Source organism: Sorangium sp. So ce281 (assembly GCF_051527395.1).
In the GTDB taxonomy this organism is placed as follows: Bacteria; Myxococcota_A; Polyangia; order Polyangiales; family Polyangiaceae; genus Sorangium; species Sorangium cellulosum_B.
The window spans coordinates 11,048,413-11,075,213 of the sequence record NZ_CP150322.1; the positions used below are offsets into that span (position 1 = coordinate 11,048,413).

The following is a 26,801-nucleotide window of genomic DNA, read 5'->3' on the forward strand; positions in this document are numbered from 1 at the left end:
TCTGCGCGTATCTCGGTATTCGTCCGCAGCGGCAATGGCCAGCGCGGGAGCCTTGAGCGCGCGGCGAGCGACCTCGACCTGAGCGAGGGCAGCGCTGCGCCGTGAGAAGATTCCAGTTCCACTTACTTAACAGGACGAGGAGGACAAGATGAGATTCGGAACCAAGCAGAGCTTGCTTGCGGTGGCGACGGGCATCTTCGCCGTGTCGTGCGTCATCGGCCCCGACGGGGCGTACGACGCCGAGATCGAGGAGGCAGGCTCGCTCGAGGGCGCCATCACGATCGATACGAGCGCGGTCTACACGATCGTCGGCGTCCAGAGTGGAAAATGCGTGCAGGTGGCTGGAGGCAGCACCGCTGATGCAGCGGCCATGCAGATTGCCAGTTGCAACGGCTCGACGCGGCAACAGTTCCGCATGGAATCGGCAGGCGGCGGTTACTATCGCATCCGCAACGTCAACAGCAACCGTTGCATGGACGTCGCGGGCGCCTCCACCAGCGACGGCGCCGCCATCCAGCAATACTCCTGCTGGACCGGGAGAAACCAGCAGTGGTCGTTCACGGACGTCACCAGCGGCGTGGTGCGCCTCACCGCGCGCCACAGCGGCAAGTCCCTGGACGTCTACGGCCGCGGCACCGCGGACGGCACCGCCGTGATTCAATGGGCGTCGAACGGCGGCACCAATCAGCAATTCCGACTCACGCCCGTGGGCTCGGGAACCGGCAGCACCGGCGGCACCGGCGGCACCGGCGGCACTGGCGGCACCGGCGGCACTGGCGGCACCGGTGGAACCGGTGGAACCGGCGGCACCGGCGGCTCCGGAGACACGCGCAGCACCGGCTGTGGCAGTCCCACCTCCCTCACCAGCGGGAACCGCACCATCAACGTCAACGGCACCACGCGCCAGTACGTGCTCGACATTCCGGCGAACTACGACCCGAACAGGGCCTATCGGCTGGTGTTCGGCTGGCACTGGCGCGGCGGATCGGCCAACGACGTCGTGAACAACGGGCACTATGGGCTCAAGGCGCTGGCGAACGGCAGCGCCATCTTCGTCTCGCCGAACGGCATCGACAACGGCTGGGCCAACACGGGCGGGCGCGACATCGCCTTCGCCCGCGCCATGGTCGACTCCCTGAAAGCCAACCTGTGCGTCGACACGAGCCGCGTCTTCTCGACCGGGTGGAGCTTCGGGGGGATGATGTCGAACGCGATCGGCTGCGATATGCCCGACGTCTTCCGAGCCATCGCGCCGATGTCCGGCGCCCTCTACAGCGGCTGCAACCAGTCCAACACCCAGCCCGTCGCCGTCTGGATGTCGCACGGCCTGTCCGACAGCGTCGTCCCCGTCTCGGCCGGAAGGGCGGCGCTCGACGTCTTCGTGCGCAAGAACGGCTGCAGCACCGAGACGAGCCCCGTAGGCCCCAGCTCGTGCGTCGCCTATCAAGGGTGCCGGGATGGATACCCGGTGCATCGCTGCGAGTTTGCCGGTGACCACCAGACGCCGAGCTTCGCGAGCTCGGCCATCTGGAGCTTCTTCACGCAATTCTGACCTCGCGCCCCGCCGACGCGGCGGCTACGAGACGCCTCATTGGGCCACACCGGGGCCGCCCTCGGCGGGGAGACAGGCGGAAACCATGGAAATCACTACTGTTTCCAGCGGCCGCTCGTCATCGGCCGGTGTTTCTGGCGGGACTGTTCCGCGGTGGCGAACCGTCGCGATCCGTCGCATCCCCGGGGATTTGGGGAGGGCGTGACGACGGATCGCAGCCCCTCGGAAGGCGTGGGCCCAGCCCGGGTCCAATTGTCAAGCCCAGGGCCTGGGGCGCTCGCCGTGACCGATCCGTCGCCTCGGGCGGCCGTGGTCGCCTCGCTGGCCAGCACCCTGAGCCGCGCCGTCGCCCCCGGGGACGAGGTGGCGGATGCGTGGTTGCTTTGCCACGGGCGGTGGCTGCTCACGCACGCGGCGAGGCGTCCGCGCGCGCGAATTGCGTCATCGAGCTGCGGCACGGAGCTTGCTGGCGCGCGACCCGTGAATCAGCTGCTCAGCGCGCTCCTCGTCGCTTTCGGAGTACTGGCTTGGCCGCGTCTCGCTCAGGCAACGTACAGCGTTCATTGTTCGACTACGCGCGTCACACTGATCGTCAACTACAGCGGCGAGGGCGAGCTCGTCGCGATCGCCTACTCGGCGCAGGACGAACCAGCCCCAGCCTATCTGGAGCCGACCTTCTGGCGCATGGCCGGACAGCAAGTGCTTGCACTTCGCAAGCGCGCGGACGCTGACAGGCGGCCGTTTCATCTCGGCATTCGCGGCAGGCACGCGGTATTGATCTTCCGGCAGCAGCGACATTTCTTACGCTGCGACTGGGATACCGAATGACGTCGGGGCGCCGCCATGATGGCGAGAGACCGCGAAGCGACGTGGATCGCATAAGGCCCGTTCTGTCAATGAGCTCGTACCGTCGGACTGCACGAGTCAGGAACGGCTCCGAGAATCTTCTTTGCGGAACACGTTTGCTTGTCCTATCTGCACCGGCGATAGCTGCTCTCGCCACCGGCTGCAGGTGACGTGACCCTGGTCTGGCGAGCCGACGCTCACCGTCCCGATCACGGACATACCGTCTGGCGCAGCCGCCCTCCTCCTGCTGGACGTCACCGACGGGACGAGCAGGAAGAGTCGCCTTCAGGGCTTCGCGCGCAGCGGGCAGCGGAGCCTCCGCCTCGCAGCGCAGCCTCGTTAGCGCATCTTGCGATGAGGCCGTGCGGGGCGGTTTCGCCGAAGCAGAGCTCGAAGGTCGCCGCGGCTTGGGCCGTCGCCGCCCCCTTCCTCTCTCGCCTGAGCGCCGTAAGCTCGGTCACTAGTGCTTATAACAATGCTCGACGCCATGCGATGTCAAGGGCGAACCCGCCACGCCCGCGTCAGGTGACAGAAGGTCCCTTTGCGGTCCGCCGCCCTCCTGAAATTACACTGCATTAACAATTTAACACCGATGCTGCCCCGGTGGGCGGGCTGCATACTCCGAACAACCGGGGGCGATGGCGACGACGACTGGACCGCGCGCCGCGCCGGTGTATACCCCCCCCTCGACATGGTGCATTTGGACGAGAAAGTTGAGTCACTCTTCGAGCAGATCGTTCGCCGCAACCCCGGCGAATCGGAGTTCCACCAGGCGGTCCGTGAGGTCCTCGAGTCCCTCGGCCCGGTGCTCTCCAAGCATCCCGAGCTGACGCGGCACAAGATCATCGAGCGCATCTGTGAGCCCGAGCGCCAGGTGATCTTCCGCGTGCCGTGGGTCGACGACCGCGGCGAGGTGCAGCTGAACCGCGGCTTCCGTGTGCAGGTGAACAGCGCGCTCGGTCCCTACAAGGGCGGCCTCCGCTTCCACCCGACGGTCTACCTCGGGACCATCAAGTTCCTCGGCTTCGAGCAGGTCTTCAAGAACGCGCTCACCGGGATGCCGATCGGCGGCGGCAAGGGCGGCGCGGACTTCGACCCCAAGGGGAAGTCCGAAGGCGAGATCATGCGCTTCTGCCAGAGCTTCATGACCGAGCTCCACCGCCACCTCGGCGAGCACACCGACGTGCCGGCGGGCGACATCGGCGTGGGCGAGCGCGAGCTCGGGTACATGTTCGGGCAGTACAAGCGCCTCACGAACCGCTACGAGTCGGGCGTGCTCACCGGCAAGGGCCTCGCGTGGGGCGGCTCGCTGGTGCGCAAGGAGGCGACCGGCTATGGCGCCGTCTACTTCGTCGCCGACATGCTGCGGGTGCGCGGCGAGAAGCTCACGGACAAGACGTGCGTGGTGTCGGGCTCGGGCAACGTCGCGCTCTACGCGAGCCAGAAGCTGGAGCAGCTCGGGGCCCACGTCGTTGCGTGCTCGGACTCGAGCGGCTACGTGCACGACCCCGACGGCATCGATCTCGCGCTGCTCAAGCAGGTGAAGGAGGTCGAACGCGCTCGCATCAGCGAGTACGCGACGCGGCGCGGCCGGCGCTCGCGCTTCGTGCCGGGCGGCAATGTCTGGGAGGTGCCGTGCCAGATCGCCCTCCCCTGCGCGACGCAGAACGAGCTGAACGCGCGCGACGCGGCGACGCTGGTGAAAAACGGATGCCGCGCCGTCGCCGAGGGCGCGAACATGCCCACCACGCCCGACGGCGTGCGCGTCTTCCTCGAGTCCGGGGTGGCGTTCGGCCCCGGCAAGGCGGCGAACGCCGGCGGCGTGGCGACCTCGGCGCTCGAGATGCAGCAGAACGCGAGCCGCGACTCGTGGTCGTTCGAGCACACCGAAACGCGGCTCGCCGAGATCATGACGAACATCCATCGCACGTGCTACGACACGGCGGAGGAGCTCGGCGTGTCGGGCAACTATGTGGTGGGCGCGAACGTCGCGGGGTTCCTGCGGGTCGCGCGCGCCATGATCGCGCTCGGCGTGATCTGACGGCAGGCCGCGAGGGAAAGAAGACCGCGCACGAGGCGGCCGAGCGCTCCTCGGCGCGCGGGCGGGCGAGCGGCGGCACGGACCTGCGTCCGCCGTGGGCGCCGGAGGCCGGCTGGAATGTACGGCAGTTCCTCTGGGCGCCCAGGCTGACCGAGCTCAGTTGACGACCGGGGTGAAGCAACCGATCGACGTGTCGATGCGGAAGTTCGACTCGGTCGTGTGGCGCTCGGCGAAGAAGAAGTCGAGCGTGTAGCTGTTGCCCGGCGTGATGCCGAACTCCTCAGCGCGCGCGTCGAGGTCGATGGTCGCGCTCTCCGGCCTGTGAACACCGCCCAGATCGATCGCGAGGTGGCCGTTGATGAAGGTGAAGAGGTCGTCGTCGCCCGAGAAGGTGAACACCTCGCCGCCCTCGTATTCAAACTTGGTGCGGAGCTCGAGCGTGAAGTGGTAGTTGTGGCTCCGGTCCTCGTTGCCAAACCCCATGTCGTCGATCGGGAAGAAGTCGGAGCTGTCGTACGTGGACGTGCCATTCCCGTTGTCGGCGAGCGGGATCGATATCTGGACGGCGGTGTTCACGTCGGGCACGTCGCGGAACCACTGATCGAAGGCCTCCTTGCCGGTCGTGGTCCGCGTGCCCTCGCTGTCGCCCGCATACACCGGCTTGCCGTCCGCGCCGAGCTGAGCCTCCACGAGGCCCCGGTCGCTCCCGAACCGGCCCGCCTCGAAATCAGGGTGCGTGTCCTTGAAGTCGCGGACGATCGCGATGAGATCGCTGCCGCAGGCGTCGTCGCCCGAGCTCGGGTTGCCGCCCGAGCTACCCCCGATCTCGCCGAAAGAAGGGTCTTGCCCGAAGTCGCCGCCGCTCGCCGTCCCGGAGCCGCCGCTCGCCGTCCCGGAGCCGCTCGCCGTCCCGGCGCCGTCGGAGGCTGCGTCACCAGCGTCGCTGGTCCCTCCTGCACACGCGGTCGCCGCCACGAGGGTCACGCACGCCGACACCGCCACCACCATCCGCCGATAAGCCATCATGTCTCGCCCCTTTTCCCGACCGCCAGAAGCCATCGAACCCGCACGGGACGACGTCGGAGGCCCCACGTCGCCAGCGTCCTTCCCGGTGGGCAGCGGTGGGTCGAACGGGTCAAAAATTCTTCGACAAAAAAGCTCGGCGTCCCCGGCCGCAACCCCGGAGACCTTCTGCATCAGGAGCAGAAAGTTCGAGCGGCGTGCGCTCGAACCCCTCGGAGAGGAAGATGCCGGACGAGCCGCGGGCCACCGTACTGGAAAAGCACCGTTGTGCACCACAAGGCGCTCGGTGACGCCGTAGAGCGTCTCGCGTCGCGCGTCCCGGGCCAGACCAACGCCCGGACGGACACGTGTGCCCACGGCTAGGTTTGCTGCACTACACTTCCTCGCGCTGCGATACGGCTTCTTTTACCTACGCGCGGGACGTGCCGACACCCTGAGCGCTCGCACCGGCTCGCGTGCCCGCGCGGGGCCCGGCGGACCGCTCGGCGGCGCGCCCATTGACCCCGGCCCGTGCCGGCGCGAGCTATCCATCATGAACGCGCCAACGTACGAGCTGCACTACTGGCCTGGCATTCAGGGCCGCGGCGAATTCGTGCGCCTCGCGCTCGAGGACGCCGGCGCTCCTTATGTCGATGTCGCCCGCCTGCCCGCGGCGAAGCACGGCGGCGTCGCCGCCATGCAGAAGCTCATGAAGAGCCACGCGCTCGCGCCCTTCGCGCCGCCGTTTCTCCGCTCCGGCGATCTCGTGATCGCCCAGGTGGCCAACATCCTCTTCTACCTCGGCCCGCGCCTCGGCCTCGCGCCGGACGACGAGGCGAGCAGGCTCGGCGCCCATCAGCTCCAGCTCACCATCACCGATCTGGTCGCCGAGGTGCACGACACGCACCACCCCATCTCTGTCGAGCTCTATTACGAGGACCAGAAGCCCGAGGCCCTCCGCCGCAGCCAGGCCTTCCTCGCCGAGCGCATGCCCAAGTTCCTCGGCTATTTCGAGCGCGTCCTCGAGCGCCACGGCGGCCGTCACGTCCTGGGAGGCGCGATGTCCTACGTCGATCTCTCGTTGTTCCAGGTGATCGCGGGCCTCCGCTACGCGTTCCCGCACGCCATGGCCGCCTTCGCGCCCAGGATCCCCGGGCTCGTCGCCCTGCACGACCGCGTGGCCGAGCGCCCGCGGATCGCGGCCTACCTGGCCTCGGATCGGCGGATACGCTTCAACGAAGACGGCATCTTCCGGCACTATCCGGAGCTCGATCCGGCGCCGTCGAAGAGGCGGTGAATCCGCCCGACGCGATCTCGAGCTTCGTGCGGGTCGCGCTCGCGACGCTGCACCGCGCGTGCGTCACGCGTCGTCTCGACGCTGAGCCGCTGGGGCGGCGTGGAGCAGCTCGCGCCCCTCATCGCGCGGGTCGGTCCTCGTAGGTCTCGAGCAGCACCCACCGCCCGCCCTCGAGGCGGTACACCTCGAGCGTCGCTGGCTGAGCTCGTAGGACCGATTCCCTAGCTGTAACCTGTACGGTACATGGACAGCACTACGTACAGCGCGCACCCCCACACCTGTCCGGGCGCTCACTCGCGATACGCGCCGACATTGATCGACAACGTCCGCACCCAGCGATGAATCTGCACGCGAGATTTGCCCATGTCGCGCGCCACGCGCATTGTGGGGGTTGCGTTACGTATGCGGGAGATGTTACGGGTGGGCTTGCGTCATTCGGAATTTTCCGTCGATGAGCAACCCCGAATGCCTCTCCTGGAGCTCTTGGGCGGTAAAGCAGCAATCACGCCGACTCCTGCCTGACTGCGACAGGCACGGGACTTGTCGTGCGCCGGCCCCCCACGGGTGCCCACCCCTTGGGCCTTCACCTCTTCACTCGTAACAGGAGCCAATGAGAACCAGACACACGGTCGCACTGCCCCTCTTGTGCCTCGGTGTCATCATCGCTGCCAGTTGCAGCGATACGGCGCCCCCGCCCGTCGGCCCCCCGCCCGACGAAACGCTGCCGGCGGGAACGAACATCTCAGGAGGCGACACGACAGAAGCCCTCGACGCCATCGCCGCCAACTGGCAGCCCTCGCTCGACCCCGATTACAACAACCTGACCCCACGGCCGGGTGTCGAACCCGCGACGAAGGCGCAAACGGACGACGTAACCGTCACGGCCACCGAGCTCGTCTTCCCCAGAGCGACGCACCCGGAAGTTCTCACCTGGAAGCCCGGGCGCATCGTCGTCGCGGGGCCGGGTGCAGGCGCAGGGAAAAACCCCTTGGGCTTTGCTCGGCGCGTCGTGAGCGTCGCCGAGCAGGGAGCGAACATCGTCGTCACGACGGAAATCCCCGTCCTTCAAGAGCTCTTCGAGGGCGACGTGCAGATGACGTTCGATCCCGCCAAAGCTCAGGCAGTCGACTTGACCAAGCTCGACCTGGAGTGGGCCGCCGAGAATCTGTACGCCAATGTCGACTTTTCCAGCGAAAGCCCCGGAGTTCTCACCGACAGCTTCCCCCTCGAGGCAGGCGACGTCGGTGAGGACGGCATGTCGCTGCCTCCGGCAATGCCTGGCGATCCGGCCTTCGGTTGGCTCGCCAAAGCCGCGAAGAAGGGCGTCAGCGCCGTCGGGGGCGCCATTGGCGGAGCGGCGAAGGCCATCGCGAGCGCGTCGAACACCGTTTGGCAAACCGTGACAGCGAAGAGCTTCGACGGCAGCGTTCCGCTGGACAAGGAAATCAGCAAGTCGGTTTCACAAGACTTTCTCGACCTCGACTACAAGAAAACCTTCAACCCCTCGGGCAAGTTGCCGCTGGAGCTAGGCATCAAGGGCAACGCAATCGTCACCGGCACGCTGGCCTTCAACCCGAAAGTGCAGGTCGGCTTCACCGTTCCGGGGCTGGGCTCCATCGGAGGGGACAAGCCGTTTGCCTTGTGGATCAACGCCGACAGTTACTTGCGCGCATCGGAGAAGATCGACCTCGCGTTCAAGGCTACCCTCGAGTCGGCCGGAGGCAAGTCGGGGGTCGACCTGGAAAACCTCTTCAAGGAAGCGCCCACGACCCGGGCCGAAGTCGAAACGCACACCAAAGAATTCTTCCTGGGCCATCCGGATCTCAAGCCGGGCACGGCTTGGACGAAGACGATCTTCATCTCCAAGCCAATGACACAAACGGTCGCGGCCGGCCCCGTGCCGGTGGTCTTCACCGAGACGTTCCAGCTCGACCTCGAGTGCGGCCTCCAAGCGCAGGCGAACATCACCGCGGTGCTCGAAACAGAGCAATCGCTGACGTTCAAATACTCGGCACGCTATGAGAAGGGAGCCGTCACGAGCTCGAAGCCGGACGTCAAAGTAGGCAACAGGTTCAACATTCAAGTGCTCGCCGGTGGCTCGCTTGTCGCCACGTGCGGGCTCATTCCCCGCATCAATGCGTTCATTTATGACACCATTGGATTGAACGCGGGACTCCGGGCGTCGATCATCGGGCGAGCATCGTATAGGACTTCCTGCGAAAACGCCGCGACGACCTGGAAGCCCGAAGGGGAAGTGAAGCTCGGCCTTTCGGCCGGCCTCGGCCTCAAGGTCGGAGCGCGCGGACAGGTCCCGGGCTCGAGCTTCCTTGGCACATCCGGAACCGCGCTTGGGGCGACGTGGTATCCGCCCGAGCTCTTCACAAAAGAATTTCCGTTGTATGAAGACAAGTGGAGCGTACTGGGGCTCGGTTACTGCACGCCCACGTGCACCAACGCGGCGCAGGACGTCCTCGAAACCGACGCCGATTGCGGCGGCGGTCAATGCAATGGCTGTGCGGAAGGCAAAGGGTGCTCGAAGAACAGCGATTGCGCGGTCGGCTTCTGCGCGGCCGGGAAGTGCTCGAATACGGATCATTGCCAGGATGGGATCATCGACGGGGACGAGACCGCCACGGATTGCGGCGGAGCGCTCTGTGACAAGTGCCCCCTTGGGCGGGCGTGCTTGACGCCGAGCGATTGCAAGAGCGGCTTCTGCAAAGCGTTGCCGGGAAGCGGCTCCAGCCTTGGATTCTGCGTGGCCGATCCCTGCGAGGACAACACGAAGAACAACGGTGAATGCGGGGCCGATTGCGGCGGCAGCTGCAACGCCTGCGCGCTGGGCGCGTATTGCAACATTGACGCGGAGTGCGCGACCGGCGCCAGCAACGGCTATCGATGCGTCGATGAGACGTGCAAGGACCTGAAGCTCTCGCCTGGCGAGTCGGACATCGATTGCGGTGCCGCCTGCTTCATCGGCTGCGCACAGGGTCAGAGGTGCTTTCAGGACGCTGATTGCGCCGATGGAAGTTGCATTGCGGGCATCTGCGAGAACCAGTGGCTCTCGAGCTGTGCGGAGCGCCGAGCAGCGGATCCGGCGGCCGCCGACGGCGATTACACGCTCTACGTCGGCGGCGATCCTCAAAAGCCCTGGACGGCATATTGCCATGACATGGCGGGCACGCCCAGGACCTACCTCTCGCTCGTCAACACGACGAACGCGAACTATTCGCAATATACCGCCGGGGGGGCTTCTCCCGGGACCGACGTGCGGACGAGCTTCACGAAGGTGCGGATCGATCCGGCGACGCTCCAGGTGGATCCCAACGACCTGACGTTCTCCACATCGACCGGCAGTTTGGACCACGGCGATGCAATCCTCACTTCCGTACCCTATGGGTCCGCTGTCGACTGCTTGGCCCAGGGGAGCAGCTCCGGCGTCGGAAACGTCGATCTCACAGGGGTCCCCTTCGTCGTCGCCCCCGACCAGTTTACCGTGGCTGGCTTCATGCCGAGCGGCAATACCACGTATGGTGCAGGTGGGCGCACGGTGCACCTCACAGGCGGCGGCCATTGCGGCTGGAATACGGTCACAGGCGGCAACCCGATCGAGGTCGTCCCGCCGCTCCAGCTCGTGTATGCGCTCGTCACCCCCGCCACGTCGTTCAAAGACGCCCAATACTGGAGTAGCAGCCTGAGCGACGCCGAAGGGTGGGGCGCCAGCGAGGCCCGTTATGGGTCCATTCAATACGCCGACGTGAACGGCGACAACCGCGACGACGTCTGCGGGCGCGACGTGGACGGGATTCACTGCGCGCTTTCCACGGGCACCGCATTTGACGCGCTCTCCCACTGGTCAAACGATTACACCGACCCGGGTTGGACCCCAGACGCACATTGGAAGACCATCCGCTTCCCCGACCTCAACGGCGACGGCAAGGCGGACGTTTGCGGGCGCGGCGGTGACGGAATCATCTGTGGCCTATCGACAGGCGCTGCGTTTGCCGCGACGAGCTGGTGGACGACCGATTTCAGCAACAGCAACGGCTGGAGCCACGGTCCCGAGTATTATGGGACAATCCAGTTCCCCGACCTCAACGGCGATGGCAAGGCTGACATCTGTGGGCGCCATGAGCTTGGGATGCGCTGCGCGCTCTCCACGGGCACCGAATTTGGCGCGTCGTCTTTCTGGTCGGACGATTACAGCGACGCGGCGGGGTGGACCTCGGACATACACTGGAAGACCATCCGCTTCCCCGACCTCAACGGCGACGGCAAGGCGGACGTCTGCGGGCGCGGCGGTGACGGAATCATCTGTGGCCTATCGACAGGCGCTGCGTTTGCCGCGACGAGCTGGTGGACGACCGATTTCAGCAACAGCAACGGCTGGAGCCACGGTCCCGAGTATTATGGGACAATCCAGTTCCCCGACCTCAACGGCGATGGCAGCGCCGACGTCTGCGGGCGCGAAGAGTCTGGGATTCGCTGCGCGCTCTCCACGGGCACCGCATTTGGCGCGTCATCCATCTGGGTCAATGCCTATGCGGACGCCGGCAACTGGAGCTCGCAGCCCTATTACTGGGCGACAATCCGCTTCCCGGACATCAATGGCGACGGCAAAGCCGACGTGTGCGGCCGGGGAGCGAATCAGGTGCTCTGCGCGGTGTCCTCGGGAACGGCATTCACTGGCATAAGCGACTGGGACCTGAACTACACCGACTCGAACGCCTGGAACGCGAACGCATCGCGCTGGTCGACGATCCGCTTCCCCGACATCAATGGCGACGGCAGCTCCGACATCTGCGGCCGCAATGCAGGCGGCCTGTTCTGCGGCCTCGCGCTCCCCTGACGCTGCCCCATCCCCCTCCGACGCTCCCCCTGAACAGGCGTTCCTGGTTCGGGAACATCCGCCAGCGGTCGAGTCGAAGCGCTGGACATGCCTGTGCCAACACCTCATCGCCGCGAGCTCACGGCGGCCGCGCGCTTCTCGAAGCGCGACCTCAGCACCGCAAACGCCAATGCACCTGCCGCCACGAGGCCCACGCCGACAACCATCGCGTTCGAGGGCGACCCACCGTCGGGCGGCGTCGATGTAGGCGCCGATTCCACCAGGCGAATGGCCAGATCATCAAATAATGCCGCGGCCTCCCCCCGATTGGTGATTTGCACGTAATAACGCTCCTGCGGCAGCTCCAACGACGCCTCGAATCGACCACCCGCACGCGTGAATGCTGGCCGTGCCCCGAGCGCCGTTGCCTCGTCGACCAGCTCTCCGGCCCGAACGACGGCCTCCAGGTCGCGCTCGGCGCCCGCGGCGACGCGGAGCGAAAGGATCGCCTTTCCTGCTGCCGGCGATTGCCCACGGAATTGCAGGACCGACCGCGGCAGCGGCGCGTCCGGCACATCACGCCGCCCGGGAACCAAAAACCCATCGGCATGGGCGCGCGTCATGGCCCCAAAGTTGAGCTCGAGCACCCGCTCCTCCAGCAAGAGCCCATGCTCCTCCGCTGCGCGCTGCCACATCGCGGCAAGCGCCGGGTCCATCGATTGCAGCTCCACGACCAGCCCGCGAGCCCAAGGACCAAGCGCTTTCGGAGGCGACGCCGTGTGGACGAGGTAGCGCGTGAGACCCTCGACGAAACGGTCCTTTCCCTCCGTGTACACACCCCACAATGCGCTCGAGAGCGCCAATGAATCGTTATGGGCGGCGCCGGTGCGGGCTTCCGGGAAAACAACCTTTACACGAAGAGATCGAGCGGCCTCCGTTGGAAATGCCGAACGCTTTCCCCAGACCGGATCGCCGCTTTTGACGGCCGCGTAGAAATCGGCGAGGGCTTCTTTGATGATCGCAGGGTCGTCCGAGCTGCCTGCGGCGTCGAGGGTCCAGCGGCTTTCGCCCAGCATCGGATGCATCCAGACGTGTGCCAGCTCGTGCGTCACCACGTCCGGATCGGCGCAAAGCTGCGAGCCGCGCACGCCGAACAGAATGGCTCCTCGCCCGTCGCAGAGCGACGAATCACGAAGCACCTCATTGCAACCTCCCCATTCATCGGCGGACGTGATGCTGCGCGCGTTCGCTTCGGCAAGGTTCGCAATGAGCAGAATGTCCGCATGCCGAGCGGCGTCTCCGAAGCCAACGCCTGCGAAGAAGGCGTTCGCGCTGCGAGCATGCATATCCAATCGTTCGAGCGCCTCGACGGCCGCGGCGGGCAGCGAAGGGTCGACCTTCTTGACGAAGGCCGTGCAGGGTGCTTGTTCGGTGCGGACGCACCACCGGAGGTCGAGCTGGGTCACGGTTGGTCGGCTTGTTGCAGAAACTCGTTGCAGAAAGGTGAGCGAGGGCTTTCTCCTAGGATACGCGGCACGCCGCCACGCATCAAATGTCGACGCTCACGATGGTTACTGCTCGATCGTGCAGGCTGGTTGCTGTCCATCGCGCTGGTGAGCGGTCCCGCTCGTGGCCCTGGTGGTCGGCCCATCCCACGGCCGAGGCTGCCGGGGTGCTCGGCCGCGTCACAAATGCCCGCGCCGAGCGCGCGGCGGCTACGCCACCCGCGTGACCTCGCGCGCCGCGCCGCGCCGAGCAGCCGGCAGCGGAGGGCGTCTCCGTCGTAGAAGAAGCGTGCGCGACCGCACCAGGCTGGGCCTTGAAGGATCTCCTCTGTGATCGCGCCGTCGCGCTCGCCAGAGGCGACGGCCCCCACGCCTGCAACGACTCACGCCTATCTCACGTCGATGGTGATCGCGTAGCGCATCTCGCGCTCGCACGTGAGGGCGAACTCGAAGCTGCTCGAGGCGTTCCTGTACACGCAGCCGGCCGGATGCGAGCTTTTGCGAATCGTGCGGTCCGAGGCGCTCCAGAACCAGCCGAGGGACTCGGGCGCGCCATTGCAATCGAGCAGCCAGGTCCAGCCGCTCACCCCCTCCCCCTTCAGGTGGATGCACTTGTTCGCGGCGGCGTTGCGCAGCGATCCGTCGCCGCCGAAGATCCAGCGTGCGGCGGGGCGGCCCCTCCCGTAATCGACGAAGACCGCTCTCCATCGCGATCCGTTTTGGAAGTAGTCCTCCGCGTAGAGCTCTGCGCCATCGTACGCGTGGACGAGCCTCACGTCCGCGCGCTTGCCGCGAAGCAGGCTGCCCGCCGGATCGACGCCCCACGGATTGCCGCCCTCGTCGACGCTCACCTGCGCGAGCCGGCCGCCTCGCCGATCCCAGTCCCGGCTGTTCCACCAGAAGAGCGTGCCGTCGTTGCCCACGACCCAGACGGAGCGCTCCGCGCCGATGCCGATGTCCGTCGCGCCGCCCGGGATCTGGTTCCAGTCGGCCCCGTTCCAGCGGTAGATCGCGTTGTACGCGTTCACGACCCACGGCACGCCATCGGGATCGACGTCGATGCGCGCGGCCACGCCGGGCTTCTGCACCCAGCCCGCCTGCCCTTCCCACCGGTAGATGTTGAAGTTGCCGCGGCCGTCGCCGCCGCCGCCGATCGCCCACATGTGGTCGCCGACGGCGCTGCGCCCGACATCGCGGATGTCGCCGTACACCTGATACCAGCCGCCGTTCCAGGTGAAGAGCTTCTGGTCCCTCGTCACGACCCACGGGTTGCCGCCGCTATCGACGTCGATGCGCATTCCGGTGGTGATGCCGCCGATCTCGGTCCACGCGCCGGGCGGGGTGTCGAAACGGTAGACCTTGCCGGTGATGCCGACCGCCCAGACCTTGCCGCCGCCGTGGCCGATGTCGAGCCCGGTGCCGCCGGTGCCGAAGAACTGGAGGTCCTGCGCCGTCGCGACGGCGCTGGACATGAGACACGCACCGGCGAGCGCACTACGGACGAATGATTTCGCGTTCATGGACGTCTCCCTGATCGAGCCCGCGCTCCCGCGGCGGGCCGTGATGGCTCATAGGAGCACATTCATAGCGCCGCACGAACGGCATATTGCCCTGGTGCGCGGTGTCGAGCCCGCAGCAGCCATTACAGCGGGGTTGTCCCCGTCTGCTCCTTGAAGCGCCTGTTCAACGAACGGACGCTCATCGCCGCCTCCGCCGCGACGGCTGCACCGCTCGAAGGAACGGGGTTCGACCCCGGTTCGATCCCTGACGGCCTCGAACAGCGCGAGCATGGCATCGGGCTTCCGCGGCGGCCCGTGCCCCGCCGGGGTCTGCCCGACGGATCACACCTGCGGCTGCGATGACGCCGGGCGGATCACCTTCATCGAGGTCAACCACGCGGGCGTGCGGCGCGACCGGCGGTTGATCGACCACGATCCGCAGGGCCGGCGACGCGAGATCCGACTCGACCGTGAGGCCGACGGGTACATCGACGCCCGCTTCGTGTATGCGCATGGTGCCGACGGAACGTGCGTCGTCGAGGCCCGCGACGACGACCTCTTAGGTTTGCTGCGCCACACTGCCTCGCGCTGCGATCCGGCTTCTTTCACCTACGCGCAAGCTTCATTTCTTCTTTCCGAGAAAAAAGTTGTCACATTAGACTCAATTCCGGAAACCAGAACGCAATTGCTTCCTCGTTCAATCCTTCTTCACCTGTCCACCAGCAAGTCGGGTAACGCCATTCTTTCTTATAAAAATGTGGAGGAAGATCTTCATGTGGACGAAACCAGGTGTTGCAAACAATCGGCCTGCTGCGCGCGGTTAGAATGCCGCAATAACCCAGCGTTTCAAGTATGCCCTGGCGATCAGACTTATTTCCTTTAACAAGGCCTGACAGGCTCTCATTCAATTCTTTCAATTGATCCGTCTCAGGCAATGCCCTGATGACCGAGAAGATCTTCAATAAAATTTTCCAATCCGCTTCGCTTGGTTTGACTTTCTCGCCTTCCTGAGACCAGATCAAATCTGCCAGTGCATAGCCTGGCGAGGGATGGTGAATGCCGCCGCCGCGAAAGCGAATTAGTATATATTCGATGACTCCTGCGTGTCCATTGTTTGGATTTCGCAGAAAGCCGCAAATCTGGCATTCGTAATTCCCTGTGTGGCCCAATGCCTTTTCTTGCGCATCATGCGCGGGGTGATGCAAATGATAGGCATAAGAAGAAAGCGGCGAGCGCCAATCGGGTCTGCCGGCACTCAAACTGGCGACAAATGAATTCACAAGGCTGACACGATCCATCTGTCTAACCTTGTCGCGTAACATGGAAATAGTTTGATCGTGGTTATTGAGCGGCAAACGCAACAGCGCTTTTTTCTCTATAGCATAAGCAAGATCTTCTTCCGGCGGCTCCAGATAATCCGTCAACGCCGGATCAAAAGCATCCAGATCTTTACACGCGTTGTATGCGATATTCAGCGCCTTTTTATCAAGGCCAAACTTCTTCGCTTCGCGCGCTATCTGATTCTGTGCCTTGTCGGATTGATTGCGTTGCCAGAAACTTTTTTCTTCCATGGCTGATCGTATTGTTTCTATTTGTTTGCACAGTGCCCTAAAAGTCACCGACCAATCGATATGACAAGTTCTCCATGTGCAAAGCTCGCTGCGCACCGATCAATTTGCACATGTCCGGAACGCCATCAATTCTATCCCACCGACATCAAGCGGGCCGGGGCGGCGCGGGAGGCGACGCGGGCCGGGTCTGCCGGTAGAGCGTGGCGCGGCTGACGCCGAGCGCGGCACACGCCTGCGCGATGGGGATGTGCGGGTCATCGAGCTCCTCGATGACGTCCATCAGCGCTCTCCGCCGGTCGTGAGATTGACGCCCAGAATGGCAGAGACTTTCTTTTGGAGGTCGATGAGCTTCTCGGCGAACGCGAGCTTCTCCTCGAGCCGCCGAGCGCTCCTCGAGCTCGGCGATGCGCCGGTCCTTCGCGTCCTGCTTCGGCTTGCGGCCGGGCTTACGCTCCGCGAGAGCCTCGCTGCCGTGGAGGGCGAGCTGCTTGCGCCACGCCGCCAGGAGGGAGCTGTAGATGCCCTCGCGGCGCAGCAACGCCTCGATGTCCCCGCGCTGGGTGCACGCGGCCGCCTCGCGAACGATGCGCAGCTTCTCCGCCGCGGAGAACTTCCGCCTCTTGCCCGGCTTCGGCACGCTCTCGACGGCGGCGCCACTCGGGCGAGCAGCAGCGCCCTGCGCCGCTGGGGCGGGGGTAGGATCGACCGCTCGGAGATGGGAAGGCTTCGGCACGGGTCAGGTCCATTCTCCGCGCTCTCATCACAGATTTCCAGGGGTAGCTTGTCTCACCCGACGTTGGCACAGAGGGCTGCGCGTCGTCCGGAGGCGCGCAAGCCACGCTCTCCCAACCGAGGGCCGCCATACTGGAAGAGCACCGTTGTGCGCCGCAAGGCGCCCGGTGACGCCGCATAGCGTCTCGCGACGCGCCTCCCGGGCCAGACCAACGCCCGGAAACGTCCCATTTATCGTAGGGGGGACTCAGGGATCCCTGCAGCTGTACATCTTGCCAGAACGTCTCATTGGGCCTGTGCTTTGCGACTACAGGGACTCGAGAGTCTTGCGGGATGACAAAGCCGAGAGCCTCGCGGTGCGCATTGCAATACCGGAACATTGACCGATGCCTCGTTCCGAAGGAGACTCGCCGCATGGGACTGCTCACCTTCGCCATCAACGTCACCCTGGACGGCTGCGTCGACCACCAGGAGGGGATCGCCGACGACGAGACACGCGCCTTCTTCACCCGCCTCATGGACGAGAGCGGCGCGATGCTGTGGGGGCGCGTCACCTACGAGATGATGGAGAGCTACTGGCCGGCGGTCGCCCGCGGCGACGAGGAGGCGCCTCCGGCGATGCGCGAGTGGGCGGCCAAGCTGGAGACCAAGCCGAAGTACGTGGTGTCGTCCACGCGCAAGGACTTCCCGTGGACCAACAGCCACCACATCGCCGGCGATCTGCGCATGGGCGTGCAGAAGCTCAAGGACGCGACCGCGGCCGGCGTGCTCCTCGGCAGCGGCAAGCTCGCGACCGAGCTGGATCGGCTGGATCTCATCGACGAGTACAAGTTCCTCGTTCACCCCAAGCTCGCCGGCCACGGCCCGACCCTGTACCAGAGCGGGCTGCCCGCCGCGCGGCGGCTCGAGCTGGTCTCGGCCAAGTCCCTCCGCTGCGGCGCGGTGGCGATGCACTACCGGCGCGCGCGCTGACGCAGAGGAGCCCCATCGCGCCCAGCGCGCGGGCCAGCGCGTCGTCGGGGGCCTTCTCGCCGCGCAGCACCGCGGCGATGTTCGGGGTGATCGCGCCGCGGATGGCGCGGCCGGCGAGCGCGGCGTACAGGATCGGCGGGCCGCCGGCGAACGGATTGGCGAGTTTCTGGCGGGATCCCTGACCGACGCAGCTAGCGGGGCTTCGTGTCCTTGTCCTCCGGGTCGTCGACCGCGATGCGGAACCCCGGGTCTTCCGGCGTGGGCCCGGCGGGCCGCGTCTCGGGCCCCTCGGCCTCCCCGCGGCCCTCGGGGCGCTCGTCCCGCGGGGGCGCCTGCGCCGGGCCCTTGCTCAGCTCGGCGCCGATCCGGCCGACCACGTTCGTCGCGGCCCGGACGAGCTCGCGCCCGGCGTCGTCGATCGCCTTGCCGACGTTCGTGCTGTCGAGGTCCTTGCGCAGGTCCACGGCCGTCTTGCGCGCCGCGCGCCAGAGCAGGCTCAGCCCCTGCTTGAGATCCTCCCTGGGGTCGTCTCGATCGGGGTCCGAGCTCATCGCGCCTCCTTGGCTTCTTGCCTTCGCCGAGGAGGCTTATGTTCCCGCCGCGCCTGCGCCGCAAGCGGCGCGCAGACCTCAGGCGGCCGTCTTCGGCTTGCTCGTGGGATCGACGTCCGGCGGGCGCCTCGGCTTGCTCCGAGGCTCGGCCTCGCCGGGCGCCTTCCCCGGCGCCTGCGCGGCGGCCGCGGCGCGCTTCCCGCCGGACAGCGGGCCGTCCTGTCCCGGGGCCGCCGGGGCGCCGCCTGCGCCGCCCGTCACAGCCGGCCTGCGCTGCGGCGCGGGCGCCCCTGCCGCGGGCTTCGCCGCCGCAGCCCTGGCCGCCGCGGCCGTCGCCCCAGGCCGCGCCGTCGCGGGCGCCGCGTGCCTCGCCGTGGCCGCCGCCTCTGCCGCGTGCCTCGCCGTGGCCGAAGCGGCCGCCTCCGCCGCGTGCCTCGCCGTGGCGGCCGCCTCCGCCGCCTGCTTCGCCGGAGCGCCCGCCTCCGCCGCGGGCGGATGCGCGCTGTTCGAGCGCACCGCCGGCGACCACGCCGTGGAGCGGTTCCGGCCCGACCGCTTCGACACGTAGAGCGACTCGTCCGCGGCCTTGAAGAGCTCCTCCCACGTGCTGCCCGCCTCGGGGTAGGTGGCGATCCCGATCGAGCAGGTCACCTGGCACTGCACCGGCCCGTTGCTCCCGGCCGCGTGGAACGTCGTCCGGCCGAGCTCCTCGCGCACGCGCTCCGCGAGCAGCATCGCGCCGCGCGCGTCCGTCTCCTCGCAGATCACGACGAACTCCTCCCCGCCGAAGCGCGCGACCGCGTCGGTCGTCCGCTTCGCGCGCCGGAGGACGTCGCCGAGCCCCTTGATGATCACGTCGCCCACGTCGTGGCCGTACGTGTCGTTCACCTTCTTGAAGTGGTCGATGTCCGTGACGAGCACCGAGAGCCGCCGCGAGAACCGCCGCGCCGCGGTGATCTTCTGGTCCGCCACCTCGAGCATCGCGCGCTTGTTGAGCAGCCCGGTGAGCCCGTCCATCGTCGCGAGCTCCTCGAGGCGCCGCACCATGCGCGCGTTCGAGAGCGACACGGCCATGTGGCTGGCGAGGACCTCGAGCGTGCTGCGCACCGAGTCGGTGAAGGCCGCGCGCCGCCGCGAGCCGAGCACCAGCGTGCCGAGCGGCCGGTCGTGCACGACGAGCGGGAGCACGATGATCGACGGCATCGACGGCGGCGTGACGCGGCGGGTGAAGACGACCTGCCGCTTCTCGTCGTACTCGCCGCGGTACGGCAGCGGGTGCCGGTTCTGCAGCACCATCGAGACGAGCCCCGCGTTGTGGCGGAAGCGCTGCCCGGTGAGCTCGGCGCCACCGTCGCCGCTGACGGCGCGGATCTCGTGGACCTTCTGCGCCTCGTCGTACAGCGTGACGGCCGCGAAATCGACGGACGTGATCTCGCGGGCGCTCGTGACGCCGGCCTCGATGACGCCGGCCTCGGTCGTGGCGGCGCCGAGCCCCTCGGCGGCGCGGTAGAGCTTGCCCTGCTCGATCTTCGCGCGCTCGAGCTGGACGAAGACGCGCTCGTTCTGGATGGCCCGCACGGCGTAGCGGCACGCCTCGTCGATGAGCTCGAGCTCGCGCGGCGAGAACGGCCGCTCCTCGACGCGATCGACGACGAGCACGCCGCGGAGCTGGCCGTGCTCGAACACCGGCAGCGCGCACACGGCGCGCACCGGGGAGGGGCCGACGTAGTAGGGCAGCTTGTAGCCGGGCTTGAGGCCCCCGAGGACGACCGGCGCGCGCTGGGTGATCGCCGCGCCGAAGACGCCGTCGCCGGAGAGGAACGGGCCCTCGGAGAGGTTCGGCGCGTCGCTCGCGAGCTCGCTGATGCGCAGGTGCGTGCCGGCGTCGTTCTGCCAGAGGAGCACGGCGGTGTAGAGGTCGAGCGACTCGCGCAGGAGGCGCAGGGCGAAGAGCACCGACTGGTGGATCTCCTCGACGCCGGAGCGGGCGAGCCGCTCGTCGTCGCCCTTCTGGCACGCGCCCGCGCCGCGCGCCTGGGCCGGGGCCGAGAGCAGGCGGTAGCTGCGCGCGTCGTCGCGGAGCCGCTCGATCTCGGCCTGGAGGCGGGTGTGGGAGGCCTTCCTGACGCGGCCGAGCTCCGCGCGGAGGATGGTGGCGTTCAGCAGCGAGAAGACCGCCATGAAGCCGATGTGCGGCGCGGCGGCGCGCGCGGCGTCGAGCAAGGGCAGCGCGCCGCGCCGGGCCGCGGCCGAGCGGACGGCGATCTCGAGGGCGGCGGCGGCGATCGCGACGAGGAGCGACGCCCCTGGGCGGGCGAACGCGCTCACGAGGGCGATGACGACGTAGAGGGCGGCCTGGGCGTCGCCGTCGAGCGAGCCGTCGAGGCGGAGCACCGCGCCGAACGTGGCGACGAGGAGCAGGGCGCCGACCTCGAGGTCGAGCAGGGCGCTCGCCTCGATGGCGGCGGCGCGCCGCCGCGCCCGCTGGACGAGCGCCACGAGCAGCACGACCAGCGCGGTCGCGGCCGCGAGCGGCGGGAGCGGCGCGGCCGCGTCGAGGACCACGAGCGCCCCGAGGGCCAGCGCGCAGGCGAGCGGCGCCGCGTTGCGCGCGGTACGGCGGGCGGTGAGCACGGCGAGCACCAGGTTGGCCATCGGCTCGGATGCCGGTACCAGAGGTCGATCGCCGGGGCCCAGTTCTCTGCCGGCGGAGGCGGCTGCGCGATGGGGGAAAGGGGCGAGAGAGGGGGTGAGCGTGTGACCTGGAGTCGTGGAGGGAGGAGAGTTGAGGGGGCCCTGGCTCGGGTACGCGGGGGCGGGGCGACGATCCTCGTCGACACGCGCGCGGCTCGACGATCGCCATCGGGCACCGTGAACGACCTTGCAGGGGCGACTGAGCTGCCCCACGGGACCGTGGACGGTTGGTACGAGCGGAGCGCGAGATCGACTGGGGCTGGTCGGCCTTTGGGCGGCACGGCGCAGGAGCGTGCCAACTGTGCGGTGGCCAACTAATTGCTGGACGAACGCCACGAGATCAGCGATAGAGTAACGCATCGTGTCTCAGCGTCAGCGCAGCACCGAGATCAGGGGCGGTGACAGTTTCGAGGCTGTCGCTCAGGCGTCTGCTCTTTCGACAGGGATGACCCAGGGAGCGCGAGGCGAGCCGCCCACCGCGGTGGAACGCTCCTCGGGGGACTCATGGCATCAGGTGAAAACGCTGAATGGCGTCGACACGGGGCCGGAGCGTCGCGCATCCGGGGTGGCCCATGGCCTGCGCTTCACGTTGCTCTACCACCCGGACCTGCGCCGGGTCGGCGCGCGGGCAACCAGGGTGGCCATCCCTGGGGACGCGGTGCCCCTTTCCCGCCTCGAGCCCGAGTTCGCGCAGCCGCGCAGCCACGAGTGCGCGCCGCTCTGCGACCCTCACGTGAGCCGGAAACCTCACCTCGTGACGTGGGGCGCAGACGAGTCGCTGACCATCACGCCCGCGGGACGGGGACAGCTGTCTGTCGATGGACAGCTCATCGACGAGACCCACCGGTTTCCTCCGGAGGCCCTGCACGCAGGGCTGCTGTTGGAGCTCTCCAGGAGGATCGTGATCCTCGTCCATATGGTGACCGCCGCGCCCCCGGCGCCGAGATACGGGCTCGTTGGCGACAGCGGCGCCCTCGAGGTGGTCCTCCGATCGATCGCGCGCGTCGCCGATCTGCAAGTCTCCGTCCTTCTTCGGGGGGAGACCGGTGCTGGCAAGGAGCGCGTCGCGCAGGCCATCCACCTGGCGAGCCCGCGGGCTGGTCGCCCCTGGCTCGCGGTGAACATGGCCGCGCTTGCCCCGACCACCGCGGCCGCGGAGCTGTTCGGGTACGCGAAAGGGGCCTTCACAGGCGCTCATCAGCGCCACGCCGGCCTGTTCGAGCGCGCGCACGGTGGGACGCTCTTCCTCGATGAGATCGGCGACATGTCGATGGATGTCCAGGCGATGCTGCTCCGGGCGCTCGAGACCGGCACGATCCTGCCGCTCGGCGACACCGAGCTGCGCGCTGTGGATGTCAGGGTCATCGCGGCGACCGACGTCGACCTGGAGCAAGCCGTCGCTCAAGGCAGGTTTCGCGCGCCGCTGCTCCATCGGCTACAGGGCTACACCATCACCATTCCTCCGCTCCGCCAGAGCCGCGAGGACATTCCCCGCCTGCTGGTCCATTTTCTGCGCGAGGAGCTCGCGCGCGTCGGAGATCTGGGCCGGCTGGAGCTGCCTTCGGACGGCGCGCTGCCGTGGTTTCCGCGAGCCCTCATGGTGCGGCTGATCCAGCACAGCTGGCCCGGCAATGTGCGAGAGCTCCGGAACGTCGCGCGGCAGCTGGTGATCTCCAGCCGAGGCGCCGACACCATCGTCGTCGATGAGAGTCTGGAGCGAATGCTGGCGCAGGCGCATCAGACGACGCGGCCACCGTCGGATGCATCGCGCCTGGCCGAGAGGCGAGATGCGGACGCCTCGACGGCCAATCTAGCAAACCACCAAATGCACGGTGAGGTCGACGAGGACGCCTTGCTCAGGGCGCTTCGGCAGAGCCACTGGTCGATCGGACCCGCGGCGGCGGCGCTCGGCGTCTCGCGCTCCGCTCTCTACCGTCTCATCGAGCGAAGCCCTCACGTCCGCAAGGCGGCGGACATCCCGGAGGACGAGCTGATGCGCTGCCACGACGCGTGCGCCGGCGATCTCGAGGCCATGTCGGCGCGCCTCAGGGTATCGAAGCGAGGACTGAAGCTGCGCATACGGGAACTCCTCGTCACAGGACAACGGCGCACGCGGTGACGCCGCCAGCCTGAGCGCGGGGCCGGACGGTTCGCGGACGGTTCGCAAACTGTTCGGAGCCACCGAAGGCGAAGCGCGGGCGGCGCTCCGCCGCGCTGGATCGCTGGAATCCCGGGCCACATCGACATGGCACGTCGGCTGCTTTGAGATGAGCGTGGGGCGCGCTCGCGTCCGCTGGCCCTCGTGCACGGTGTGCGCGAGCCACTGCCGCGAGCTCCGCCTCGAGCGAGAGCGGCGGTCCGCGGCACGTCGATGATGTTCCTGCGCATCGGCCTAGATGAGGAGAATTATTGTAATGAAGGATGACAGGTAACCGTTCACGGGTCGGATCGCATTCCTGAGCGATTCCTGGTATTTACGATCAAGTTGTTCGTTGTTCTCATGAGTCCGCTCAGCCTTGCAAGTGTACGAAATTATCGCGTTTGTCGATCCGGCCCGTGAACGGTTACGAAAATTCAAACGTTTCGGAACCGTCAAGCCCAAACGGCAGGGCCTGCCCCCGGGTTGAGAGAACATACTTCTACGCCACCTGCCGCCGCCGGAAAAAGCGACGCTAGTGCAACAATTCATCCATGCATCGAAGGGGCCACTTTCACTCCACAGCCTGCGGCGCCCTCGACATCAATAGCAATCAAATCGAGCTCAAATCCTGCTCTCAGAGCGCAGACTCTCAGAGCGCAGAGCTACGACGACTTCGACCGAATCAATCAGCGAGATTCCGGCACAATATGCGGTTGACAACACGATCGATACTGCACATGGTAACAACACCTTCCAATTACGGAAGCAATTACGAAGGGTGAATGTCATGCCGAACATCGAAGAGGTCATCGCAGCGGTTTCCGACGAGGACGTCCAGGATGCGCGCGCCAGCGTCTCCGCCATGGCCAACGAGATCGGGAGCGCGAGGCTCCGCATGATCGCGTACGACGACCTGGCCTCGTCTGACGACATCTGATCTCGTGGCGGAAACAGCCCTCTCCGGAGGGCTGTTTCCGCCCATTAATACAACACAAAAGGTACCACACATGCTTCACCTTGTCGGATTCCGCGACATCATCAAGACCATCGCGACGCTTGCCCGCCCGTACCACGGCGGCGATCTCAAGGACCTGTGGCAGCTGAAGGTCGCCTTGGGCCGCTTCCTGGACAACTGTCAGCCAGACGTCCCGCACATCCCGTTCAGCAAGATCCTCGTGTCCGAAAACTCGCGTGAGGAAGCGCTGGTCAAGAGCTACCAGACGACTGCGGTCCTTGATGATCGGGATCAGTCTTCCATGCTCGGGAGCCCCTACTCGGTAAAGGCGCGGCAGCGAGCCGAGACCGCGCTCGAGGCCGCCATCGGCGCCATGAAGACTCATCACCCGGAGCTCTCCGCGCTCTTCGAGCTTGTGATTCACAGCATCTTTCTCAGAAAATCCTCCGGCGCCGGCGGGGGATCGACGTCCAATGCTGTCGGCGTCATCTGGGTCAATTGCCGCGACGACTGGTCGCGTCAGGACTTTGAAGAGCTCTTGATCCACGAGCTGACGCATAATCTCGTCTTCCTCGACGAGCTCCGCCATCTTCACTTCGCAGACTACAAGCTCATCGCTCAACCGCAGAACTACGCCCGCTCGGCCATCCTCGCGACTCAGCGCCCACTCGACAAGGTCTTTCACAGCATTATCGTTGCAGTCGAGCTGATCCACGCGCGCCGCAACTTCCTGGGAGAGCCGTCCTCTCCAAAGGTCCATCCTCCCACGGAGAGGATGGTGGAATGTACGCTGGCCGCTCTCGACTCCATCTACGCCTCGCCAAACGTGACCGCACTGCTGACCAAGCGAGGTCATTATCTCATGGAGGCCTGCCGCGACAACCTCGCTCAGCTCGCGCGCGATCGAGGTGCGGCCACCCAGGTGCTTGCGCCGCAAACCTCGCCGCAGCCCATGGCGGCAGCCTAGCGACGAGCCGTCGTGGACGCGAGCTCAGGCTCTGGCTGGCACGAAGGTTCCCTTCGGCGGGTTGGTATGCTACCCTGCTCCAGCCAGTGTCCGGCCCGCTGTGTTCAAGCAGGCATCGACATCGGCGCTCACACCTACAGGTGGCAGTGATGCGGCCCTTCCGTAGATTCATGCAGGCTTGTTCCGGCGGGCGGTTTCGGTTCTCGCTGCTGTTGCTCGTGGTGCAGCAGCTCATTGTCGCGTCATCGACGTTCTTCATCGCGCACCTCGCGGCGACGGTGGCGAACGGACGGATTGATGTCGCTGCGGCTCTTGCGTTCGTGATGGCGCTCGTCCTCGTCTACCTCCCCGCCTCCGCCAGCCAGGTGCTCCTCGAGGGCGCCAAGATCGATGCGCTCGACAGCTTCACGACGAGGTTCCGCCAGTCCCATTTCGCCAGAGGCCGCGGGGCGCCAGCCGAGGAGCATCGGCAGATACAGGTGTTCGCGGCGGAGAGCTTTACGGTGCTCCGACTCACCCTCGACTATGGGTATGATCTTGTCGCGGTTCTGCTGAATACATTCCTCTCCGTGATAGCGCTTGCACTCGTGACGTCGACGGACCTCTTGTTCGCCTATGCCGTGAGCGCGCTCTTCGTGCTCCTCGTTGTCCGGCTCCGGGCCGGCGCCATCCTCCGGTCGTCAGAGGCATCGCAACAGCAGAGCATGGCGCTGCAGTCAGAGCTCTTCGCCGGCTGGGACAGCATCATCATCGGCAACGCTTATAACTTATCTTTGTGGGAGCGGCGCTACCACGAGAGCGTCCGCGGCGCGCGGCGCGCAGCGGAAAAAGCCTCGCTGGTCCAGCAGACGGTGTCGTCTGGGGCGATGGTGGCCGGCCTGGCCCCGATCCTCGGATTCCTAGCGTTCGATGCCTGGCGGCTCAGCTCCGACGTCGGCGCGATGGCCGTCCTGGTCGCGACGCTGCCACGCCAGGTACAGACGATTCAACATCTTCATGTCATCGTATCCCATGCTGCCGCCTACCAGGACGTCACGCAGCGTCTTCTCACGCTGTTCGCGTCGCTCGAGGTGCCCGCACAGGATTTCGCCAAGCGAGTCCGGGCCGAAGCCATCGACGTTCATCATGAGGGGACTGTCAGGCGCTTCTCGAGCGCTGACAGCCTGGTGTCTTACGTGGCCGAGCTCCCAGCCGCACGGGTGACGCTACGCGGCCAGAACGGTGCGGGGAAGTCTTCGATTCTCTACCTTCTGCGCGGGACGCGGTCGAGTCTCTTGATTCCGGCGAGTCATTCCCTGGTGTTCCACCAGACGTCGTCGGGCGGCCTCTCCACTGGTCAGAAGACGCTCGCGGAGGTGGAGGAAGCTGCCGAAACCGACGTGAGCATGCTGCTCCTGGACGAATGGGACGCGAACCTGGACGATGACAACCGCGCTCGCGTGTCCGATCTCCTCGATCACATCGCCAAGACAAAGCTCGTCGTGGAGGTCCGACACGGGGGGAGTGCCTGAGGGCAGCGGGGATCTCTGTATCTTCGCGCTTCGACGCTCGCCCGCCGGTCCGCATTCGCGGTCGGTCCGCTGCCCGAGAACGCGAAGGCCCCGACGCTCCTCTATCCAGAACGGGCGGACGAATATTCGATTACAATCCAG

The 26,801-nt window shown here is 66.6% G+C and carries 18 protein-coding genes; 11 read left to right on the forward strand and 7 right to left on the reverse strand.

What is annotated here, in order from left to right; genetic code table 11:
* Nucleotides 1–148 precede the first annotated feature (148 nt).
* From WMF27_RS42425 to gdhA, 3 genes are all read left to right on the forward strand, one after another.
* On the forward strand, nt 149–1,552 hold the full coding sequence (locus WMF27_RS42425) for an RICIN domain-containing protein (protein WP_437943513.1): 1,404 nt from the start codon (nt 149–151) through the stop codon (nt 1,550–1,552).
* Nucleotides 1,553–2,032: 480 nt separating this feature from the next.
* Complete coding sequence (locus tag WMF27_RS42430; protein WP_437763198.1) at nt 2,033–2,380, forward strand: hypothetical protein; 348 nt, start codon at nt 2,033–2,035, stop codon at nt 2,378–2,380.
* Nucleotides 2,381–3,089: 709 nt separating this feature from the next.
* Nucleotides 3,090–4,439 (forward strand): NADP-specific glutamate dehydrogenase, encoded by a 1,350-nt coding sequence (gdhA, locus tag WMF27_RS42435; protein WP_437763197.1) that lies wholly within the window; start codon nt 3,090–3,092, stop codon nt 4,437–4,439.
* 156 nt (nt 4,440–4,595) lie between these two features.
* On the opposite strand, the gene WMF27_RS42440 is transcribed toward gdhA, so the two are convergent.
* Nucleotides 4,596–5,465: a fibro-slime domain-containing protein gene (locus tag WMF27_RS42440; protein WP_437943514.1), complete on the reverse strand. Its 870-nt coding sequence runs from the start codon at nt 5,463–5,465 to the stop codon at nt 4,596–4,598.
* Between the two features lie 529 nt (nt 5,466–5,994).
* Here WMF27_RS42440 and WMF27_RS42445 point away from each other — a divergent pair.
* Both WMF27_RS42445 and WMF27_RS42450 read left to right on the forward strand, forming a co-directional pair.
* Nucleotides 5,995–6,738: a glutathione S-transferase gene (locus WMF27_RS42445; protein ID WP_437763195.1), complete on the forward strand. Its 744-nt coding sequence runs from the start codon at nt 5,995–5,997 to the stop codon at nt 6,736–6,738.
* Nucleotides 6,739–7,348: 610 nt separating this feature from the next.
* Complete coding sequence (locus WMF27_RS42450; RefSeq protein WP_437943515.1) at nt 7,349–11,584, forward strand: hypothetical protein; 4,236 nt, start codon at nt 7,349–7,351, stop codon at nt 11,582–11,584.
* 104 nt (nt 11,585–11,688) lie between these two features.
* On the opposite strand, the gene WMF27_RS42455 is transcribed toward WMF27_RS42450, so the two are convergent.
* Nucleotides 11,689–13,029: a hypothetical protein gene (locus tag WMF27_RS42455; RefSeq protein ID WP_437943516.1), complete on the reverse strand. Its 1,341-nt coding sequence runs from the start codon at nt 13,027–13,029 to the stop codon at nt 11,689–11,691.
* A gap of 428 nt (nt 13,030–13,457) precedes the next feature.
* The gene (locus WMF27_RS42460) at nt 13,458–14,588 is read right to left on the reverse strand and encodes a tectonin domain-containing protein (RefSeq protein WP_437943517.1); all 1,131 of its coding nucleotides are present in this window, start codon (nt 14,586–14,588) and stop codon (nt 13,458–13,460) included.
* Nucleotides 14,589–14,738: 150 nt separating this feature from the next.
* Here WMF27_RS42460 and WMF27_RS42465 point away from each other — a divergent pair, with 150 nt between their 5' ends.
* On the forward strand, nt 14,739–14,930 hold the full coding sequence (locus WMF27_RS42465) for a hypothetical protein (protein ID WP_437944569.1): 192 nt from the start codon (nt 14,739–14,741) through the stop codon (nt 14,928–14,930).
* A gap of 287 nt (nt 14,931–15,217) precedes the next feature.
* On the opposite strand, the gene WMF27_RS42470 is transcribed toward WMF27_RS42465, so the two are convergent.
* Nucleotides 15,218–16,138, reverse strand: coding sequence for a hypothetical protein (locus WMF27_RS42470; protein ID WP_437943518.1), 921 nt, complete (start codon nt 16,136–16,138; stop codon nt 15,218–15,220).
* Nucleotides 16,139–16,283: 145 nt separating this feature from the next.
* Nucleotides 16,284–16,871, reverse strand: coding sequence for a transposase (locus WMF27_RS42475; RefSeq protein ID WP_437943519.1), 588 nt, complete (start codon nt 16,869–16,871; stop codon nt 16,284–16,286).
* A gap of 413 nt (nt 16,872–17,284) precedes the next feature.
* Here WMF27_RS42475 and WMF27_RS42480 point away from each other — a divergent pair, with 413 nt between their 5' ends.
* Entirely contained in the window at nt 17,285–17,842 is a 558-nt protein-coding gene (locus tag WMF27_RS42480) for a dihydrofolate reductase family protein (protein WP_437943520.1), read from the forward strand.
* Nucleotides 17,843–18,033: 191 nt separating this feature from the next.
* Here WMF27_RS42480 and WMF27_RS42485 read toward each other — a convergent pair whose 3' ends face one another.
* Together WMF27_RS42485 and WMF27_RS42490 are read right to left on the reverse strand one after the other, a co-directional pair.
* Nucleotides 18,034–18,393 carry a hypothetical protein gene (locus tag WMF27_RS42485; RefSeq protein ID WP_437763188.1) on the reverse strand — a complete coding sequence of 120 codons (360 nt, stop codon included), beginning with the start codon at nt 18,391–18,393 and terminating at the stop codon, nt 18,034–18,036.
* A 78-nt stretch (nt 18,394–18,471) separates the two neighbouring features.
* Nucleotides 18,472–21,048 carry a diguanylate cyclase gene (locus tag WMF27_RS42490; protein WP_437943521.1) on the reverse strand — a complete coding sequence of 859 codons (2,577 nt, stop codon included), beginning with the start codon at nt 21,046–21,048 and terminating at the stop codon, nt 18,472–18,474.
* Nucleotides 21,049–21,601: 553 nt separating this feature from the next.
* On the opposite strand from WMF27_RS42490, the gene WMF27_RS42495 reads away from it, so the two are divergent.
* From WMF27_RS42495 to WMF27_RS42510, 4 genes are all read left to right on the forward strand, one after another.
* Nucleotides 21,602–23,206: a sigma 54-interacting transcriptional regulator gene (locus WMF27_RS42495; protein WP_437943522.1), complete on the forward strand. Its 1,605-nt coding sequence runs from the start codon at nt 21,602–21,604 to the stop codon at nt 23,204–23,206.
* 808 nt (nt 23,207–24,014) lie between these two features.
* Entirely contained in the window at nt 24,015–24,164 is a 150-nt protein-coding gene (locus WMF27_RS42500; protein WP_437943523.1) for a hypothetical protein, read from the forward strand.
* A 70-nt stretch (nt 24,165–24,234) separates the two neighbouring features.
* The gene (locus WMF27_RS42505; protein ID WP_437943524.1) at nt 24,235–25,149 is read left to right on the forward strand and encodes an aKG-HExxH-type peptide beta-hydroxylase; all 915 of its coding nucleotides are present in this window, start codon (nt 24,235–24,237) and stop codon (nt 25,147–25,149) included.
* 149 nt (nt 25,150–25,298) lie between these two features.
* On the forward strand, nt 25,299–26,660 hold the full coding sequence (locus WMF27_RS42510; protein ID WP_437943525.1) for a hypothetical protein: 1,362 nt from the start codon (nt 25,299–25,301) through the stop codon (nt 26,658–26,660).
* Nucleotides 26,661–26,801: the final 141 nt, after the last annotated feature.